The organism is Streptomyces uncialis, from assembly GCF_001905345.1.
GTDB lineage: Bacteria > Actinomycetota > Actinomycetes > Streptomycetales > Streptomycetaceae > Streptomyces > Streptomyces uncialis.
Genome location: NZ_LFBV01000002.1, coordinates 334,643 through 351,409 on the forward strand (window position 1 = coordinate 334,643; position 16,767 = coordinate 351,409).

Below are 16,767 nucleotides of genomic sequence, written 5' to 3' on the forward strand. Positions count from 1 at the left end.
GCGCGGGCACAGCGGGCGGCCCACGCCGGACGGGTGGGACACCGGGCGGAGAACCGGATCGGGGGTACGCGGCGATAGAGGGAGCATGAGGCCGATACGCCCCGCGGGGGCAGGAGGGGGCGACGACGCGGCATTGCTGCGGTCCGTCGCCCGGGGGGACACCGACGCCCTCAGCGTGTTGTACGACCGGCACGCGGGCTGGCTGCACACCCGGTTGAGCCGCCGCTGCGCGGACCCGGAGACCGTACGCGAAGTGCTCCAGGACACCTTCGTCACCGTATGGCGGTCCGCCCGTGCCCATCGCGGGTCCGAGGTGGGCGGCTGGCTGTGGGTGATCGCGGCACGGCGGCTGGTGGACACCCGGCGGGCGCAGGAACGCCACGAACGGACCGCCGTCCCGGAGCCCTGGGACGGCGCGGGCGCGCCCTCGGCGGAGGAACGGGTCCTGGCGGGACTGGAGTACGGGGACGTGGGGGCCGCGCTGGAAGGTCTCTCGCCGGAGCTGCGGGACGTGCTGCGGGCCACCGTGATCGACGGACTGACCACCCGTGAGGCGGCCCACGCGCTCGGCATCCCCGAAGGAACCGTCAAGACCCGGGCGGCACGCGCCCGTCGCGAACTGCGGGTCGCGCTGGAGCGGCTCGCGCCCCGGACCCGTCCGCTGGGAGGCACGGCATGAGCACACGACCGGTGAACGGCCCCGGGGACCGTCCCCAGGACGGGCGGCCCGGCGACACCCCCGGCCGGGGCGCGGACGACGGCTCGGACGATCCGCGCGGGCGGGGCGGGTGGCACGGACCGGGTGACTGGCATGTCAGCGACCGGCTCGCCGCCCGCTACACCGGCGGCTCGATCACGGAGTCCGGCGCATGGTCGGTGGAGAAGCACGTGGAGTCGTGCGGACCGTGCGCGGCCAGGGTCTCGGCCGCCGCCCGGGCCGGAGCGGCGGGACCCGTCCTCGGCCAGGTCCGCGCCGCGCTTCTCGCGGAGGTACTGGCGGACGCCCCCGAGGACTCCCGCGCCCCGGGCCGGGCGAACGACCGGCGCGGGCGACGGGCCACGGAGCGGCTGACCGGCCGGGTGACGGACCTGGTGCGGAACCGGCGGCTTCGGGGCCGGGCGGCGGACCCGGGGGCGGTACGTGCGAGGCACGGGGTCGCGTTGCCGCTGCCGGTCGCCCGGTTGCTGTGGGCGGCGGGTCCCGCGCTGCGCGGGTCCTGGGCCGTCGGCGTCCTGCTCGTGGCGTTCGGCGCGCTGCTGCTGGCGCACGGCACGGGGCTCGCCGGGGACGCCCGGCCGCTGCTGCTGGCGGTGGCCCCCGCGCTGCCGCCCCTCGGGGTCGCCCTCTCGTACGGGGCGGGCAGCGACCCGCTGCACGAGATCACCGCCGCGACCCCGGCCGGGGGTCTGCGGCTGCTGCTGACCCGTACGGCGGCGGTGCTCCTGCTGAGCCTTCCGCTGCTGACGGCCGCCGGGGCGCTGCTGCCCGCCGCGTCCGGGGTCCCCGGGGCGGCGGCGTGGCTGCTGCCGGGGCTCGCGCTGACGACGGGCTCGCTCGCGCTGGGCTCGTTCATCGGCTGCCGCCGCGCCGCGTCCCTGCTCGCGGGCGGCTGGCTCGCGGCGGCGTTCCTGCCCCCGCTGCTGTCCGCGCCGGGGCGTACCGGGGGTCTGCCGCTGCCCCTGCACGCCACCGGGCCCGCCGCGCAGGCCGGCTGGACGCTGGCCGCCCTTCTCTGCGCGGCGCTGGTCGTCATGCGCCGCGCGTCCTTCGATCGTATGGAGAAACTGTGAGCACGACAGAGGGGCCGTGGTACGGCGTCCCCGGGACGCGCGCGGTCGACATCACCGCGCTGACGGTCCGGCACCGGCGGACACTCGCCCTGGACGGGGTCGACCTGGCGTTCGGGACGGGGGTGCACGGTCTGCTCGGCCCGAACGGCGCGGGAAAGACCTCGCTGATCCGGGTACTCGCGACGGTCGCCGCGCCCTCGTCGGGCCGGGTCGTGCTGCTGGGTGACGACGTGTCGTCCCCGGCGGGGCGCTCGGCGGTGCGCCGGAGGCTCGGATATCTCCCGCAGGAGTTCGGGTACTACCCCGGCTTCACCGTACGGGAGTTCGTCGGGTACGTGGCCTGGCTCAAGGAGATGCCCCGGGACACCGTGCCGGAGGCCGTGGAGCGGGCGGTGCGCAGGGTCGGGCTGGGCGACCGTATCGACGACCGGGTGCGGACCCTGTCCGGGGGGATGGTCCGCCGGGTCGGGATCGCGCAGGCCGTCGTCAACGACCCGGAACTGCTGCTGCTCGACGAGCCGACGGCGGGGCTGGACCCGGAGCAGCGCGTCGAGTTCCGCGCGCTGCTGCGGGAGCTGGGCGGCACCACCACCGTGATCGTGTCGACGCATCTGGTGGAGGACGTGGCCGCCGCGTGTTCCCAGGTGGCGCTGATCGACTCCGGCCGGGTCGCGTACCGGGGTACCACCGAGGGCCTCGCGGCGCTGGGCGGGACGGCCGGGCCGGAACCGGGCGGCGGCCCGGACGGGGACGGCAGCCCGCTGGAACGCGGGTACACGGCCGCGCTGCGCCGCCATCGCGCCGAACGCGGCACGGGCCACGGCCCGGGCTCCGCCTCGGGGTCCGGCTCGGTGCGGGGCGCGGGCCGGCGGGCTCGGGCGTCGGTCGGCGGCCGGTCGGGGTGGCGCCGATGAGCGCCGTCGGGACCCGCCCCGGACCCACGGTGTCCGGGACCGCGCGGACGCGCGGCACGGTACGTGCCCACCCGGTGCGGGCCGAGCTGCTGCGGGGGCTCGCTCCGTGGGCCGGTGTGCTCGTCGGGTGCGCCCTCGGGCTCGCCATGGCGCTCAGGGCGTCGTGGTGGCAGGGCAGTTGGTCGGAGACCCAGTCAGCGCTCCGGTACGCCGGCGTGCTGTTCGGAGCGCCGCTGGCGGGGGCCGCGGGCTGCTGGCAGGGGGCGCGGGAGCACCGCAGGCGTACGGTCGAACTGCTGGCCAGCACCCCGCGCGGCCCGTTGGCGCGGCTGCTGGCGGCGGCGCTGCCCGGGGCGCTGTGGTCGGCCGCGGTGTATCTACTGGTCGCCGCAGCCGCGTTGCTGGCGTGTCTGCCGTACGCGGGGCCGGGGCGGCCGGAGTTCACGGCGACGCTGACGGACGCGGTGTTCCTCGTCGCGGTGACCGTGATCGGCCATGTGTGCGGGTCGCTGGTCCCGCGCAGGCTCACCCCGCCCGGGTACGCGGTCGTGCTGCTGCTCGTGTTCTCGTTCACCGCGACGGCGTCCTCGGGCGTCCGGCATCTGACGCCGATGGACGCGGAGAACGTCATGTCGGGGTCGGTCGCCGTGTGGTGGCAACCCCTGGCGTCGGCCGTCTGGTTCACCGGGCTGGCGGGAGCGGTGGTGCTCGCCCACGCGGCGCGCCGCCGGTACACGGCCCTGGTACCGCTGGCCGCGGCGGCGGTCGCGGCCGTCCTGATCGTCCAGACCGGTGACCGGATGTGGCGTGATGACCCGTTGTCCCGTCGCGAGGTGTGCGACACCAAGGCGGTACCGGAGGTCTGTGTGGCCGCTTCCGAATCGCCGCTGCTGCCGCGGGTGACGGCCGCGCTGTCGCCGCTCACCGACAAGCTGGCGGACGTCGAGGGAGCGCCCCGGCTCACCGGTCTGCGGCGCGAAACCCGGCCCGGCGAGGCCCCGCTGCCGGAGCTGCGTCCGGGACTGTCCGTCGTACGCGGTGAACTGATCGACGCGACGGGTTACCTGACCGCGACGGCCTCGAATCTCGTGGCTCCCCCGGCCGTGTGCGGACCTCCCGCGCCGGATGGGGTGTCGGAGGTCCCGGGCGCGGTGGAGCTGTGGCTGCTGCCGTCGTCCGCGCGGGCCGAGTGGCTGGCACGTCAGCGGGGTTGGGCGGCCGGTGACACCGGCGAACTCGCCCGGCTGGAGCGGCGGGCCGAGGCCGCCGAGCGGCTGGCCGGGCTGCCCGACGAACGGCGCCGGGCCTGGCTGACCGGATTCTTCGCGGCCCTCAAGGACTGCGCGCCCGGGAAGACGCCGCCGCTGTGACGCTGACGAGCGGTTCCCTGGACCCCGGCCCGTCCGTGGCCGCGCCGCGCGGCCGTCGGCTGTATCTGCGGTCACGGCGGCTGACCGGCTCGGTCGTCGCGCTGGCGGTGACCGCCGCGCTCACCGCATGGGCCGACCGGGGTGCCGGTGCGGGCGACCCGTCCGTCCGGGCGTCGCTGCTGACGGCCGCCCCGCTGGCGGCGGCGGCCGTCATCGGGACGGGTCTGTACACGCACAGCGACGAGCTGGACCGGACCGCCGCGCACCGCTGGTGGCCGCGGCGGTTCGCGCATCTCGTGGTCCTGTCACTGACGGCCTCGGTCCTGCTGGGGTGCGCGGTGCTCGGGACCGGCGGGGAGCACGGTGTCCAGGCGATGGTCCGCAACACGCTCGGCGCGACCGGCACGGCCGCCCTGGCCGCGGTGGTCATCGGCGCCCGGCTGAGCTGGCTGCCGCCGATGGTCCAGCTGATGGGCGCGTACATGGCGGCCCTGACCGGTGCCGTCGGCGGCGGGTGGGTGACGCCGCTCGTCTGGCCCGCTCAGCCGGGTGACCGGGCCGGTGCGTGGCTGGCCGCCCTCGCGCTGTTCCTGGCGGGGGCGGGTCTCCACGCGTGGCGCGGGGCGGGCCGACGGGACGCGTGAGACGGACGCGGCTCAGGAGGCCGGCTCCCGGCGCATGCACCAGACCCGGGGGCCGCCGTCCGGGAGCGTGGTCCCGGCCGTCACCCTGAAGCCCAGGCGCTCGTAGAAGCGGACGTTGCGTTCGGTCGCGGTCTCCAGGAACGCGGGGTGACCGGCGCGGTCGGCGGCCTCGATCCCGGGGCGCAGCACCGCGGCGCCGAGGCCCTTGCTCTGGATGCCGGGGTCCACGGCGACGGTGGCGAGGAACCACACCGGTTCCGTCGGCCGGTGGGGGGCCAGTGCCTCCTCGGCGGCCATGAACGCCGGTGCCCGGTCACCCGCGAGTTCCGTCACGAGGGGTCCGACCTCCGCGAGGCCGGGCGCGGGGTCCTGTTCGGGGGTGGTCCAGGCGGCGACGCCGAGGCCGTCGTCGGCGACCCAGACCCGCCCGTGGGCCAGGCCCACCCGGGTCAGGAACAGTTCCTGGAAGCGGCGGACCCGCTCGGTGTGGTCGTCGGCGGCGACGACATGGCGGGTGAACGGGTAGTCCGCGAAGGCACGGGCGAGGGTGCGCACGGCGGCCGGTACGTCCGCTTCGGTCGCGGGGCGGACACGGTCGTCGGTGGTCATGGGGTGCCTTTCGGGAGAAGGGTGACTGTGCTGTCCCGGGGAAGGACGGTCATCGGCCGTCCCGGGTTGCCCGCGGCCGGTCGCCGTGGTCCGGGGTCCCGGGGGCGGTGCCGTCCGCGCGGATCGTCGTTCCGAGCGCCCGGCCCGCGTGGGTCTCGGTGTCGAACCGGTCGCCGTCGAGCGCGGCGCGCACGGCCCGGGTGATCCGGTCCACGTCGCCGCGTTCGGCGGGCGGCAGCGGCGCGTCGACCTCCTCGCGGGCGGCGGCGGCAGCGCCGAGGAGCCGGGCGGCGGCGCGGGGGCGGCCGTCGAGGGCGGCCGTTCCGGCGAGTCCTTCCAGCGCGAGGGCGACGGCCCGGGGGTCGGCCACGACCCGGGCGACCGCGAGTCCTTCCTCGTGCAGGGCGCGCGCGGTACGGGCTTCGCCGCGCAGTTCCGCGACGAAGCCGAGTTCCGCGAGGAGCAGGGCGACGGCGACGTCCACGCCCCGGGCCCGGTTCCAGACCAGACAGCGGCGCAGCAGGTCCTCGGCGGTGGCGAGGTCGCCGCGCCGCCGGGCGCCGAGTCCCAGTCCCAGTTCGGCGAGCTGGCGGCCGAACTGGTCGCCGTGCCGGACGGCGAGCCTTCGGGCGCGTTCGTGCAGGGCGTCCGCCTCGGCCGGGTCCCCGGCGAGGAGGGTGACCCGGCCGAGTCCGGAGAGCAGGTAGCAGAGCTCGGGCCACAGCCGCAGTTCCTCCGCGACGCGCAGGCATCGGCGGTGCAGCCGTGCGGAGGTCCCGTAGTCGCCGGCGATCTCGGCGAGGGAACCGAGGGTGGGGACGACCTGGAGGCGTCCCCAGTCGTCCCCGAGCGCGTCGAAAAGGGCAAGGGAGCGTTCTCCGTCGGCGCGTGCCCCGGTGAGGTCGCCGCGTGCCATCCGCTGCCAGGAGCGGACGCTGAGGACCGCCGCGGTGCCCCACGGGTCGTCGAGGGCGGCGACGGCGTCGGCGGCGCCGATGGCGAGGCGTTCACTGCCCGCGAGGTTGTCCCAGCCGAGGAGGGAGGCGAGGTACCAGCGGGCGCGGGCCCGGCGGACCGGGTCGGTGGTGACGCGGGCGTGGGCCGCGAGCGCGGGCGGGTCGGCGGCGGGGTCGTGCGGGGAGGCGTCCGCCGGGGGCACGGGGCCGGCCGGGCCGGGTGTCTCCCCGAGGACGAGTCCGGCGCCGAGCCGCCAGACCCCTGCCTCGGCGGCGAGGGCCGCGTCCCCGGGTGCGGCGGGCAGCGCGAGGACCGCGTCCAGCCAGTGGCGGGCCTCGGTGAGACGGCCCCGCAGATGCCAGTACCAGGCGAGGGCCCCGACCAGGCGCAGCGCGGAGGTGGTGTCGCCGTCCTGGACGGCGCCGCCGAGCGCGGTGCGCAGTCCGGGGGACTCCTCGTCGAGGCGGTCGAGCCACCGGCGTTGCCCGGGGCCGCGCAGCTCGGACGCGGCGCGTTCGGCGAAGGCGACCAGATGGGCGCGGTGGGCGCGCCGGACGTCCGCCGTCTCGCCCGCCGCGTCGAGCTGTTCGCGGCCGTACACGGCGACGGACTCCAGCAGCCGGTACCGCAGCCCGTGGTGTCCCGGGGCGGCGACGACCAGGGAGCGTTCGACCAGGCGGGCGAGGAGGTCCGCGATCCGGTCCCGGGGCACGGGCGGGCCCGCGCACACCGCTTCGGCGCCTTCCAGGGCGCAGCCGTCGCGGTGGAACGCGAGACGGCGCAGCAGGGCGCGTTCCTCGTGGTCCAGGAGGTCCCAGCTCCAGTCGATCATGGCGCGCAGGGTGCGGTGCCGGGCGGGGACTCCCCGGTTCGCGGTCGCCAGCAGCCGGAACCGGTCGTCGAGCCGCCCGGCGAGGCCGTCGAGACCGAGGGAGCCGACGCGGGTGGCGGCGAGTTCGAGGGCGAGGGGGATGCCGTCGAGACGGCGGCAGATCGCGGTGACGGTGGCGGTGGCCGGGCCGTCGGTGCGCACGGCCGGCGCGGTGCGGGCGGCGTGGGCCCGGAAGAGGGCGACGGCCTGCGGCTCGGCCAGCGGTGCGACGGCGAGCACCGACTCGCCGGGGACGCGCAGGGGTTCCTGGCTGGTGGCGAGCACCCGCAGCATGGGCGCGGACCGCAGCAGACGGGACGTCAGTTCCGCCACAGGGTCGGCGAGGTGTTCGCAGTTGTCCAGGACGAGGAGGAGGGGCCGGTCCGCGACGGCGGCGGCGAGCCGGTCGACGCGGTCGGGGGCGCGGCCCGGAGCTCCGGCGGCCGGGGCGCCGGGGGCTGGCGGGCCGGGCCGGGGTGGGCGGCGCGGCGCCGGTGGCTCGTCGCGGACCCCGAGCTCCGTCGCGACGGCTTCGACGACGGACGAGGCGGGCGCGTCACGGGCGACGGCGGCCAGTTCGACCAGTGCCACCTGCTCGCCGGTCGCCGCGATCCGGTGGGCGGCCTCCAGCGCGAGCCGGGTCTTGCCGACACCACCGGGGCCCGTGAGGGTGAGCAGTCGGCCGGTCCGCAGCCGGGTGACGGTGTCCTCGACGGCGTCCTCCCGTCCGACGAGCGCGGTCAGCGGTACCGGCAGCCGGGAGCCGCCCGGGGTCAGAGCCGGGTCCTGGCGCAGGATCGACCGGTGGAGGGACGCGAGGCCGGGGCCGGGGTCGACGCCGAGTTCACCGGCGAGGCGCGCGCGCAGCTCGTGGTAGGCGGCGAGGGCCTCGCCCTGGCGTCCGGCGCGGTACAGCGCGCGCATCTGCGCCGCGCGGAAGCGCTCCCGCAGAGGGTGGCGCTCCACCAGTTCGGCCAGCTCACCGAGGAGTTCGGGGAATCCGCCGAGCTGGAGCCGGGCCTCGGCGTGGTCCTCGGTCGCGACCAGGCGTTCCTCCTCCAGCCGTTCGACCACCGCCCGGGTGAGGAACGTGTCACGGAAGTCGGCGTAGGCGGGCCCCCGCCACAGCGCGAGCGCCTCGGTCAGCAGCCCGGCGCGCCGTCGCGGGTCGTGGCTCGCGCGGGCCTCGGCGGTGAGCCGCGCGAAGCGTTCCGCGTCGACCGTGCCGGGGCCGGTGACGAGCCGATGGCCCGCGGGGGTCGCCGCGATCAGTTCCCGTCCGCCCGGTTCGGCGTCCTCGAGGGCACGGCGCAGCTGGGACACCTTGGTACGCAGTACCCGGGCGGGTTCGGCGGGCGGATCGCCTTCCCACAGGCCGTCGATCAACTGTCCGGGCGGGACGGGACGGCCGGCGTGGGCGAGCAGCGCGGCGAGCAGCGCGCGGACCTTGCGTTCGGGTACGCGTACCGGCGTCCCGCTGTTGGTCCACACCTGAAGGGGACCGAGCACCCCGAATCGCATCGGCCCAGCCTATGCCCGGTGATCGTCCCCGCGGACCGGCGGCCGCGCCGAGGGACGGAAGCCGGGGGTGCGGGGAGGCACGGTGAACCCGGGGCGCCGGGGGCCCAGCGAGGCGACCGAAACATTTCCAGGACCGGCGCCACGCATCCTCGACCCGTCGCACCGACACCGCGCGGTACCGCCGAGGAGGCCCCCATGCCGTCGTACGCACCACCCCGTCCCACGCATCGGGCGGGCCCGAGGCAATGGGCCGGGCTCGCCGTGCTCTCGCTCCCGCTGCTGGTGCTCGCGCTGGACGTCAGCGTGCTGTTCCTGGCGGCGCCGCAACTGGTCGCGGATCTGCGGCCGAGCGGCGCCCAGACCCTGTGGATCATGGACATCTACGGCTTCGTGATCGCGGGGTTCCTGGTCACCATGGGCACGCTCGGTGACCGGCTGGGGCGACGGCGGCTGCTGCTGACCGGCGGGGCGGTGTTCGCCGTGGCGTCGGTCCTCACCGCGTACGCGACCAGCGCGGAGATGCTGATCGCGGCCCGCGCGCTGCTCGGGGTGGCGGGGGCCACGCTGATGCCGTCGACGCTGTCGCTGATCAGCACCATGTTCCTGGACGCGCGGCAGCGCGCGCAGGCCATCGCGATCTGGATGACGACGATGACGGTGGGGGTCGCGATCGGGCCGCTCGTCGGCGGTGCGATGCTGGAGCACTTCTGGTGGGGCTCGGTGTTCCTGCTCGCCGTCCCGGTGATGGCCGTGCTGCTGGCCCTGGGGCCGGTGCTGCTGCCCGAGTACCGCGATCCGCGGCCGGGCCCGCTGGACATGCCGAGCATCGCGCTGTCCCTCGCGACACTGCTTCCGGTGATCCATGGGCTGAAGCACCTGGCCTCCGAGGGGCCCGGCCCGGTGACGGCGGTGGCCGTGGCGGCCGGGGTGCTGTGCGGGGCGCTGTTCGTACGACGGCAGCGGCGGCTCGCTCATCCGCTGCTGGACCTGTCGCTGTTCTCGAACCGTACGTTCTCGGTCGCCCTCGGCCTGCTGCTGTTCGGGCTGGTCGCGATCAACGGCGTGCAGTATCTCGCACCGCAGTACTTCCAGTTGGTCGCGGGCATGTCCCCGCTGCGGGCGGGCCTGTGGATGCTGCCGGTGGTCCTGGCGGCGACGGCGGGCATGATGCTCGCGCCCCCGCTGGCGCGGCGGTTCGGCCCGGCGCGGGTGATGGCGGGCGGCGCGCTGCTGTCGGTGGCGGGCTTCGCGCTGGTCAGCCAGGTGGACACGGCCGGCGGGCTGTCCACCCTGGTGACCGGGTCGGCCATCGCCATCGCCGGGATCAGCCCGCTACCGGTCCTGACGACCGAACTGGTGGTGGCCGCCGCCCCGCTGGAGAAGACGGGCTCGGCGGCGGCGATGTCCGAGACCAGCGGGGAGCTGGGTGTCGGTCTGGGGGTGGCGCTGAACGGGAGCCTCGTCGCCGCGGTGTTCGCCGCCCGGACGGCTTCCGAGCCTGCGGCGGGCGACGATCTGGCGAGCACTCTGACGGTCGCCGGGACGCTGCCCTCCCCCGCCGGTGACGAACTGACGGCCACCGCCCGGGACGCGTTCACGGCGGGCCTCAACATGGTCGGGGTCGCCGGGGGCGCGCTGATGCTGCTGCTCGCGGTCGGCGCCGGATGGGCGCTGCGCGGGACGCGGAGCGCGACGGACGACGCGACGAACAGGGCGGCGGACGAAGCCGGGGACGACGCGGCGGGCGACGACGCGAGCCACCGTGCGGCGGCCAGGGTCGACAAGGCCGGGTGACGCGGGGGGCGTGTCCGCGGTGACGACACCTGTCACGGCCGCCGCCGCCCGCACCCCCAGCGGTGACCAACGCGGGTGTTCGGGAGCCGGGTTGGAGCCTGGGGCGCGGCGTCCCAGACGGGTGACGGTGACCCGGCCGAACGGTTCCGGTGCGGGCCAGGGCGGGAACGGGACGGCCGTCGGGCGGATGGTACGGTCGCGGGATGAGCGGTACCTAGAGGTTCTCAGGGTCGACCGGGCGTCCGGCCGCCGTCACGGCGGATACGGGGACGAACCCGGCGGCGACGTCTGTCCGTGTGCCGTTTCCGCACGGAGCCCCCGTGCGGCGCGCGTCTTCCTGAGAATCCGGAGTACCGCTTCCCATGTCCTTCCTTGCCCGTGACGGGCGGCCGAGCGCTGCCGTCGGCCGTCCCCGGTCCCGTCGGCTGACCCTGCTGGTCCTCGCCCTGTTGCAGTTCCTCATCGCCGTCGACGTCACCGTCGTGAACATCGCGTTGCCCTCGATCGGCACCGACTTCGGTGCGGACGCCCGTCAGCTCACCTGGGTCGTGACGGGATACACCGTCGTCGGCGGCGGGCTGCTGATGGTCGGCGGCCGGATCGCCGACCTCCACGGCCGCCGCCGCACCCTGTTGGTGGGCGCGGCGGTGTTCGGTCTGGCGTCGCTGGCCGCCGGACTCGCGACCTCGCTGGAGATGCTGGTGCTGGCCCGCTTCGCCCAGGGTGCCGGTGAGGCGCTCGCCGCTCCGGCGGCGATGTCGACGCTGGCACTGCTCTACCCGGACCCGGCGGCCCGCTCCAGGGCGCTCGGGGTCTGGGCCGCGGTCGCGAGCAGCGGTCTGGTGCTGGGCTTCCTGCTGTCGGGTCTGATCACCCAACTCCTCCACTGGCGCTGGATCTTCCTGGTCAATCTGCCGCTGATCGCCGTGGTGCTGGTGGGCGTACGGGTGCTGGTGGTGCCCGACGGGCGGCGGGCCGCGCGGCAGCCGCTCGACCTTCCCGGGGCGCTGCTGCTGACGGCCGCGCCGCTGCTGCTGATCCACGGTGTCATCGAGTGGGGCGAGCAGCGTCCCGATGTCCTGTCGGCCGCCGGGACCACGCTGGCCGGTGTGCTGTGCGCCCTGGCGTTCCCGGTGGTGGAGCGGCGCTCACCGCATCCGCTGGTTCCGCTGTCGTTCTTCCGCGACCGGGTACGGGTCGTCGCCAACCTGGCGACGGCGCTGCTCAGTGCGGCGCTGTCGACGTCGTTCTTCCTGCTGACGCTGTTCGTGCAGCGGGATCTCGGGCTCTCGCCGATCGCCGCGGGGCTGTGGTTCCTGCCGCTGGCGGTGACCCTGATCCTTGCGACCGTCGTCGTGCCCGGTGTCCTGCGGCGGGTGGGCGACGCGCGGGGCGCGGTGCTCGGGATCGTGGCCACCGGTCTCGGCTGCGGCTGGCTCGCCGTGTCCCCGTCGGATTCGGCCGCCGTCGCGGTGCTGCCCGGGATGGTGTGCGTCGCGTCCGGTATGGGGGTCGCCCTGGTGGCGTTGCAGAACGCGGCCCTGCACTCGGTCACCGAGGACGACGCGGGTATCGCGTCCGGGGTGCAGCGGTGCGCCGATCAGCTGGGCGGGGCGGGCGGTGTGGCGCTGTACGTGGGGATCGGGTTCTCGTCGCTGCCCGGCGGTGACACCGATCCGTATGCCGTCGCGTACGGGATGGCGATCGTCGGGCTGACCGTCGCGGCGATCGGTGTGCCGCTGCTGAGCCGGGGCGGGCGCACGGCGTAGCGGGGCCGTGAACGCGGCCGAGCCGTGCCCGGGAACGGTCCCGGTGCACGGCTCGGTGCGGGTCGCGGCGGGCCGGGGTCCCCGGCCCGCCGGACCGTCAGACGATCGGGGAGACGGCCACGCAGCCGGCGGCGGAGGCGGCACCCTTGCCGGCCTCCTCGGCGATGGGCTTGCCCTTGTAGATGATCTTGCAGGCGACCTCGGAGTCACCGGTCGGGTCGACGGCGAGCGGCAGGACCGAGGGCGGCATGATGCCGCGCAGGGTCACGGTCTTCTTCCACGGGAGGGTCGGGTTCTCGACCGTGGCCAGCTTCGGGTTGGTGGCGGTGCCGCCGCCCTCCGCGTACTGGATGCTGGCGATGCTCTTGCCGGTGACCTCGTACGTGACCTCGTACTTCTCGTTCATCGACTTGTCCACCGCCTTGTCGACCTCTTCGGTCGCCTTCTCCTTGGCCGCGTCGGTGACCTCGGAACAGGCGCTGAGGCCGAAGACGAGGCCCGCGACGGTCAGCGCGGCCAGGGCGGAATTACGGATGGAACGGTGCATGAGGGACCCCCGGGTCATGATGGTGAGACCCGCACACAACCGTAAAGCGGTGGTAAAAGTCAAACCGGTCGGACCCTCCGAAGAGCAGGTCAGCGCAGCCGCGGTGACCCTCCCCCAGGTGGCACGGGGGACGCCGGGGGCGGCCTGCGGGAAGGTGTCCCGTTCGCGCCCCGCGCGCGCTTGCCCACCACGGCACGCGTGTCGGCCGTTCCGGGTGTCCCGTTCGCGCCGGATGAGTGCCGCCGGCGCCGCGGGCCACGTCCGGGGCGGAACGGATCGTCCACCGCACCGGTACTCGCTCCGGGGCTCACACCACCCACCCGTGACCCCGAAATGTCACCGAAAGTGTCTGAACGATCACAGGTTTGGGTAGCTTCGGGGCTGTGCGGCGCGGTCGCGGCGTACGGCAATCCCCCACCAGGAGCCATCCGTTGAGCAACACCACCGTCCGCCAGGACGACGCCCCGCCCCTCGGCCATCTCATGGAGCTCGCTTCCGGGTTCATGGCCTCGAAGGTCCTCCTCGTCGCCGCCCGCCTCGGGCTGTTCACCGCTCTCGCCGAACAGCCCCTGACCGCGCCGGACCTGCGGACCCGGCTCGGTCTGCACCCCCGCTCCGCCCGCGACTTCTTCGACACCCTGGTCGCGCTCGGCGCCCTCGACCGCGACGGCGACAAGTACGCCAACACCCCGGCGGCCGACTACTACCTGGTGCGCGGCAGGCCCGCCTACGCGGGCGGCTTCCTGGAGATGAACGACAGCAGGATGTACGCCCTGTGGGCCGACCTCGAAACGGCGCTGCGCACCGGACTCCCGCAGAACGGCATCACCGATGGCGACGACGGGATGTACACCGCCCTCTACCAGGACCCCGACCGGCTCGCCGTCTTCCAGGAGGCCATGACCGGGCTGTCCATGGGGTCCGCGCACGCCCTGGCCGAGGTCTTCGACTGGGCGCCGCACCGCAGCGTCGTGGACATCGGGTGCGCGGAGGGCGCCGTCCTCACCCATCTGCTGGACCGCCACCCGCATCTGCGGGGCATCGGCTTCGATCTGCCCGCCGTGGCACCCGGTTTCCACCGGCGCCAGGAGGAATCCGGCCTCGGCGACCGGCTGGCCTTCCAGCCCGGCGACTTCTTCGCCGACCCGCTCCCCCGGGCGGACGTGCTCGTCCTCGGACACATCCTCAGCGGCTTCGCGCTCCCCCAGGCCCGCACCCTGCTCGACAAGGCGTACGAGGCGCTGGCGCCGGGCGGCACCCTGATCGTCTACGAGTCCCTGCTGGACGACGACCGGCGCGAGAACGTCCATGGGCTGCTGATGAGTCTGACCATGCTGCTGGAGACACCCGGCGGCTTCGAGTACACCGGCGAGGACTGCCGCGGATGGCTGGCGGAGGCGGGGTTCAGCGAGAGCCGGGTCCACCATCTGTCCGGCCCGGAGTCCATGGTCGTCGCGGTGAAGTAGGCGCCGCCGTCCGGGGTCCGCCGCCCGCCCGTTCCGCCGCCGTCCCGCGCGGGGCGGCGGCGGTACGGGCCCGTCCGCCCCGCCTGTCGGTCCTGGCGTCCGTCGCGGACCGGGGTGTCCGGCCGACGCACCTCCGGTCGGCCCACGGTCGTCAGCCGGCGCCGTACACCACCTTCACCTCCTCGAAGCCGAGCGACCGCAGCAGCCCGCGCAGCATCGTGGTGGTGTTGGCCTCGGCGCGGTCGACAAGGCTGGTCTCCTGGGCCGCGTCGGCGATGTGCCGGGCCGCCAGCCGCTGCACCGCGCGCTCGTCGCCGGGGTTGTCGGAGAAGAAGTCCCCGAGGCGGTCGAGGAGTCCGCGCTGCTTGGACACCGCGTAGGAGCGGTCGGGGTCCAGCGCGGGCTCGGCGAGCCGGGCGTGCGGCAGCCGCAGGGTCGCGGAGCCGCGGTCCTTGTCGACGGTGACGGCACCCTCGTCGATCCGTCCGAGGTCGACGTACGCGTCGACCGAGCCCGCGCCGACGTACAGGACGCGTGTACCGCGCAGCGCGTCCGGCAGATAGCGCGCGTCCTTCTCCAGGTCCACCACCACCTGGAAGTTGCCGGACGCGGCCTGGTAACGGCTCATGTCCTGGATGGACTTGAGAAGCACCGGGCCCGTACGGTCCTTGGTCTCCTCGCCGAACATCCCGTCGAACCCGGAGGACAGCCGGGCCCCCGTGACGAACACCCCGGCCGCCAGCGCCGCCACGGCGAGCGCCAGCGCCCACCGGGGAGCCTTCCTCACCACACCACCCAGGAGCATGACTCCTCCTTCCGTCGGTAGACGATTGCCCCGGACTGCGTGGATCAGGCCATGCCGCGGCGAGCGGCCCGGGCGAAGAGTCCATGCACTCGCGCCAAGAGTCCAAACGGGCCCCTTGCGCATCAGGGGACCCACCGACCATCGTCCTTCGTGAGGTTCATGACAAAGCCACGCACCATCAGCTCCCCTGGAGGCTCGATGAACGACGAGGCAGTACAGGACCGGTCCCCCGAGGACGGCGACGACGGGCCGATGAGCCGCCGTTCCGTGCTGCGGACCACGGCGGGCGCCGCGGGCGCGGGGCTCGCGCTGGGCGCGCTGGGCGCGGGTCCCGCCGCCGCGGCCGGACCCGCCGACGCGGTCGCCGCGGCGGCCGGACGGGAGCCGGACGCGACGCCCGCGCGCAAGGGCCGCACGATGGCGGGGGTTCCCTTCGAGCGCCGCACCACCGTCCGGGTGGGGATCATCGGGCTCGGCAACCGCGGCGGCTCGATGGCCGATCTCTTCCTGGCGCTGCCGGGGGTCCGGGTGGTCGCCCTGTGCGACCCGGTGCGGGACAAGGCGGAACGCGTCGCCGCGAAGGTCGTCGCGGCGGGACAGCCCGCCCCCGCGGTGTACGCCAAGGACGAGGACGACTACGAGAACCTGTGCGCACGCGGCGACCTGGACTTCGTCTATGTGGCGACGCCGTGGGAGACGCACTTCGCGATGGCGAGAGCCGCGATGCTGAGCGGCAAGCACGTGGGGGTGGAGTGTCCCGTCGCGATGCGGCTGGACGAGCTGTGGGCGCTGGTCGACCTGTCGGAGCGGACCCGGCGGCACTGCATGCAGCTGGAGAACTGCGCCTACGGCCGCAACGAGATGCGGGTGCTGCGGATGGCGCACGCGGGCAAGTTCGGTGAACTGCTGCACGGCGCGGGCGCCTACAACCACGATCTGCGCGGTCTGATGTTCGACGACGACTACTACGAGGGACCCTGGCGGCGGCTGTGGCACACCCGGCTGCGCGGTGATCTGTACCCGAACCACGGTTTCGCCCCGGTCGCCAACTACATGGACGTCAACCGCGGTGACCGGGTGGTGAGCATCTCCAGCTTCGGCACCCCGGCGCTGGGGCTCGCCGAGTACCGCGAGGCCCATGTACCGGCGGGGCATCCGAGCTGGAAGGAGTCGTACATCGGCAGCGACCGTACGGTCAGCATGCTCCGGACGGCGAAGGGCCGGATCATCCGGCTGGAGCACGATGTGTCGACCCCGCACCCGTACAGCAGGATCAACAGCCTCGGCGGGACCAAGGGGGTCTTCGAGGACTACCCCGCGCGTATCTACATCGAGCCCGACCACCTGGACGACCGCTGGGCGGACTTCTCCCGCTACGCCGAATGGGACCACTGGCTGTGGAAGGAGCACGCGAACCCGCCGGGCGGCCACGGCGGGATGGACTACATCATGCTGTTCCGGCTCACGCAGTGCATGCGGCTGGGCCTGGTACCGGACTTCGACGTGTACGACGCGGCGACCTGGACGGCGCCCGTCCCGCTGAGCCACGCGTCGGTCAAGGCACAGGGCGCGCCCCAGGCGATCCCCGACTTCACCCGGGGCGAGTGGCGCAAGGCCCGCGCCGGGACGGACTCCGAACGGCCCGCGAACGACGGATGACCGGTGGTGCCCGCCCCGCCCGACGGACGGCGGTCCGCGGGCGGGGCCGG

Annotated in this window: 13 protein-coding genes; 9 read left to right on the forward strand and 4 right to left on the reverse strand. The window is 74.9% G+C overall.

Annotated features, from left to right (window positions below; translation table 11 throughout):
- Positions 1 to 85 precede the first annotated feature (85 nt).
- Genes AB852_RS09825 through AB852_RS09845 form a run of 5 tightly spaced genes read left to right on the forward strand, consistent with a single transcriptional unit; the run spans position 86 to position 4,719 of the window.
- Positions 86 to 679, forward strand: coding sequence for an RNA polymerase sigma factor (locus AB852_RS09825; RefSeq protein ID WP_073786141.1), 594 nt, complete (start codon positions 86 to 88; stop codon positions 677 to 679).
- Positions 676 to 1,791 (forward strand): serine/threonine-protein kinase, encoded by a 1,116-nt coding sequence (locus AB852_RS09830; RefSeq protein WP_342748471.1) that lies wholly within the window; start codon positions 676 to 678, stop codon positions 1,789 to 1,791. The genes AB852_RS09825 and AB852_RS09830 overlap by 4 nt, the downstream gene beginning before the upstream one ends.
- 50 nt (positions 1,792 to 1,841) lie before the next feature.
- Positions 1,842 to 2,705, forward strand: coding sequence for an ABC transporter ATP-binding protein (locus AB852_RS09835; protein WP_079184584.1), 864 nt, complete (start codon positions 1,842 to 1,844; stop codon positions 2,703 to 2,705).
- The gene (locus AB852_RS09840; RefSeq protein WP_079184469.1) at positions 2,702 to 4,075 is read left to right on the forward strand and encodes a hypothetical protein; all 1,374 of its coding nucleotides are present in this window, start codon (positions 2,702 to 2,704) and stop codon (positions 4,073 to 4,075) included. Before AB852_RS09835 ends, AB852_RS09840 begins: the two co-directional genes overlap by 4 nt.
- Positions 4,072 to 4,719, forward strand: coding sequence for a hypothetical protein (locus AB852_RS09845; protein WP_245876701.1), 648 nt, complete (start codon positions 4,072 to 4,074; stop codon positions 4,717 to 4,719). Before AB852_RS09840 ends, AB852_RS09845 begins: the two co-directional genes overlap by 4 nt.
- A 12-nt stretch (positions 4,720 to 4,731) precedes the next feature.
- On the opposite strand, the gene AB852_RS09850 is transcribed toward AB852_RS09845, so the two are convergent.
- Positions 4,732 to 5,328, reverse strand: coding sequence for a GNAT family N-acetyltransferase (locus AB852_RS09850; protein ID WP_073786145.1), 597 nt, complete (start codon positions 5,326 to 5,328; stop codon positions 4,732 to 4,734).
- A 49-nt stretch (positions 5,329 to 5,377) separates the two neighbouring features.
- Positions 5,378 to 8,677, reverse strand: a complete 3,300-nt coding sequence (locus AB852_RS09855) for an AfsR/SARP family transcriptional regulator (RefSeq protein WP_073786147.1) — start codon at positions 8,675 to 8,677, stop codon at positions 5,378 to 5,380.
- Between the two features lie 195 nt (positions 8,678 to 8,872).
- Between AB852_RS09855 and AB852_RS09860 the strand changes: the two genes are divergently transcribed.
- On the forward strand, positions 8,873 to 10,471 hold the full coding sequence (locus AB852_RS09860) for an MFS transporter (protein WP_073786149.1): 1,599 nt from the start codon (positions 8,873 to 8,875) through the stop codon (positions 10,469 to 10,471).
- Positions 10,472 to 10,833: 362 nt separating this feature from the next.
- Entirely contained in the window at positions 10,834 to 12,240 is a 1,407-nt protein-coding gene (locus tag AB852_RS09865) for an MFS transporter (protein ID WP_079184470.1), read from the forward strand.
- Positions 12,241 to 12,337: 97 nt separating this feature from the next.
- Here the strand turns inward: AB852_RS09865 and AB852_RS09870 are convergent, their stop codons facing one another.
- Positions 12,338 to 12,787, reverse strand: coding sequence for an MmpS family transport accessory protein (locus tag AB852_RS09870; RefSeq protein WP_073786151.1), 450 nt, complete (start codon positions 12,785 to 12,787; stop codon positions 12,338 to 12,340).
- Positions 12,788 to 13,218: 431 nt separating this feature from the next.
- Here AB852_RS09870 and AB852_RS09875 point away from each other — a divergent pair, with 431 nt between their 5' ends.
- Complete coding sequence (locus AB852_RS09875) at positions 13,219 to 14,253, forward strand: acetylserotonin O-methyltransferase (protein WP_245876702.1); 1,035 nt, start codon at positions 13,219 to 13,221, stop codon at positions 14,251 to 14,253.
- Between the two features lie 151 nt (positions 14,254 to 14,404).
- On the opposite strand, the gene AB852_RS09880 is transcribed toward AB852_RS09875, so the two are convergent.
- Positions 14,405 to 15,058, reverse strand: coding sequence for a DUF4230 domain-containing protein (locus AB852_RS09880; protein ID WP_073786153.1), 654 nt, complete (start codon positions 15,056 to 15,058; stop codon positions 14,405 to 14,407).
- 198 nt (positions 15,059 to 15,256) lie between these two features.
- On the opposite strand from AB852_RS09880, the gene AB852_RS09885 reads away from it, so the two are divergent.
- The gene (locus tag AB852_RS09885) at positions 15,257 to 16,717 is read left to right on the forward strand and encodes a Gfo/Idh/MocA family protein (RefSeq protein ID WP_073786155.1); all 1,461 of its coding nucleotides are present in this window, start codon (positions 15,257 to 15,259) and stop codon (positions 16,715 to 16,717) included.
- The last annotated feature ends 50 nt before the right edge of the window (positions 16,718 to 16,767 follow it).

Bases quoted from the DNA above. Each gene is read 5' to 3' on its own strand.
- AB852_RS09825 (WP_073786141.1), top strand. From the start codon at position 86: ATGAGGCCGATACGCCCCGCGGGGGCAGGAGGGGGCGACGACGCGGCA.
- AB852_RS09885 (WP_073786155.1), top strand. From the start codon at position 15,257: ATGAACGACGAGGCAGTACAGGACCGGTCCCCCGAGGACGGCGACGAC.
- AB852_RS09870 (WP_073786151.1), bottom strand. From the start codon at position 12,787: ATGCACCGTTCCATCCGTAATTCCGCCCTGGCCGCGCTGACCGTCGCG.
- AB852_RS09850 (WP_073786145.1), bottom strand. From the start codon at position 5,328: ATGACCACCGACGACCGTGTCCGCCCCGCGACCGAAGCGGACGTACCG.
- AB852_RS09840 (WP_079184469.1), top strand. From the start codon at position 2,702: ATGAGCGCCGTCGGGACCCGCCCCGGACCCACGGTGTCCGGGACCGCG.
- AB852_RS09865 (WP_079184470.1), top strand. From the start codon at position 10,834: ATGTCCTTCCTTGCCCGTGACGGGCGGCCGAGCGCTGCCGTCGGCCGT.
- AB852_RS09855 (WP_073786147.1), bottom strand. From the start codon at position 8,677: ATGCGATTCGGGGTGCTCGGTCCCCTTCAGGTGTGGACCAACAGCGGG.
- AB852_RS09830 (WP_342748471.1), top strand. From the start codon at position 676: ATGAGCACACGACCGGTGAACGGCCCCGGGGACCGTCCCCAGGACGGG.
- AB852_RS09860 (WP_073786149.1), top strand. From the start codon at position 8,873: ATGCCGTCGTACGCACCACCCCGTCCCACGCATCGGGCGGGCCCGAGG.
- AB852_RS09880 (WP_073786153.1), bottom strand. From the start codon at position 15,058: ATGCTCCTGGGTGGTGTGGTGAGGAAGGCTCCCCGGTGGGCGCTGGCG.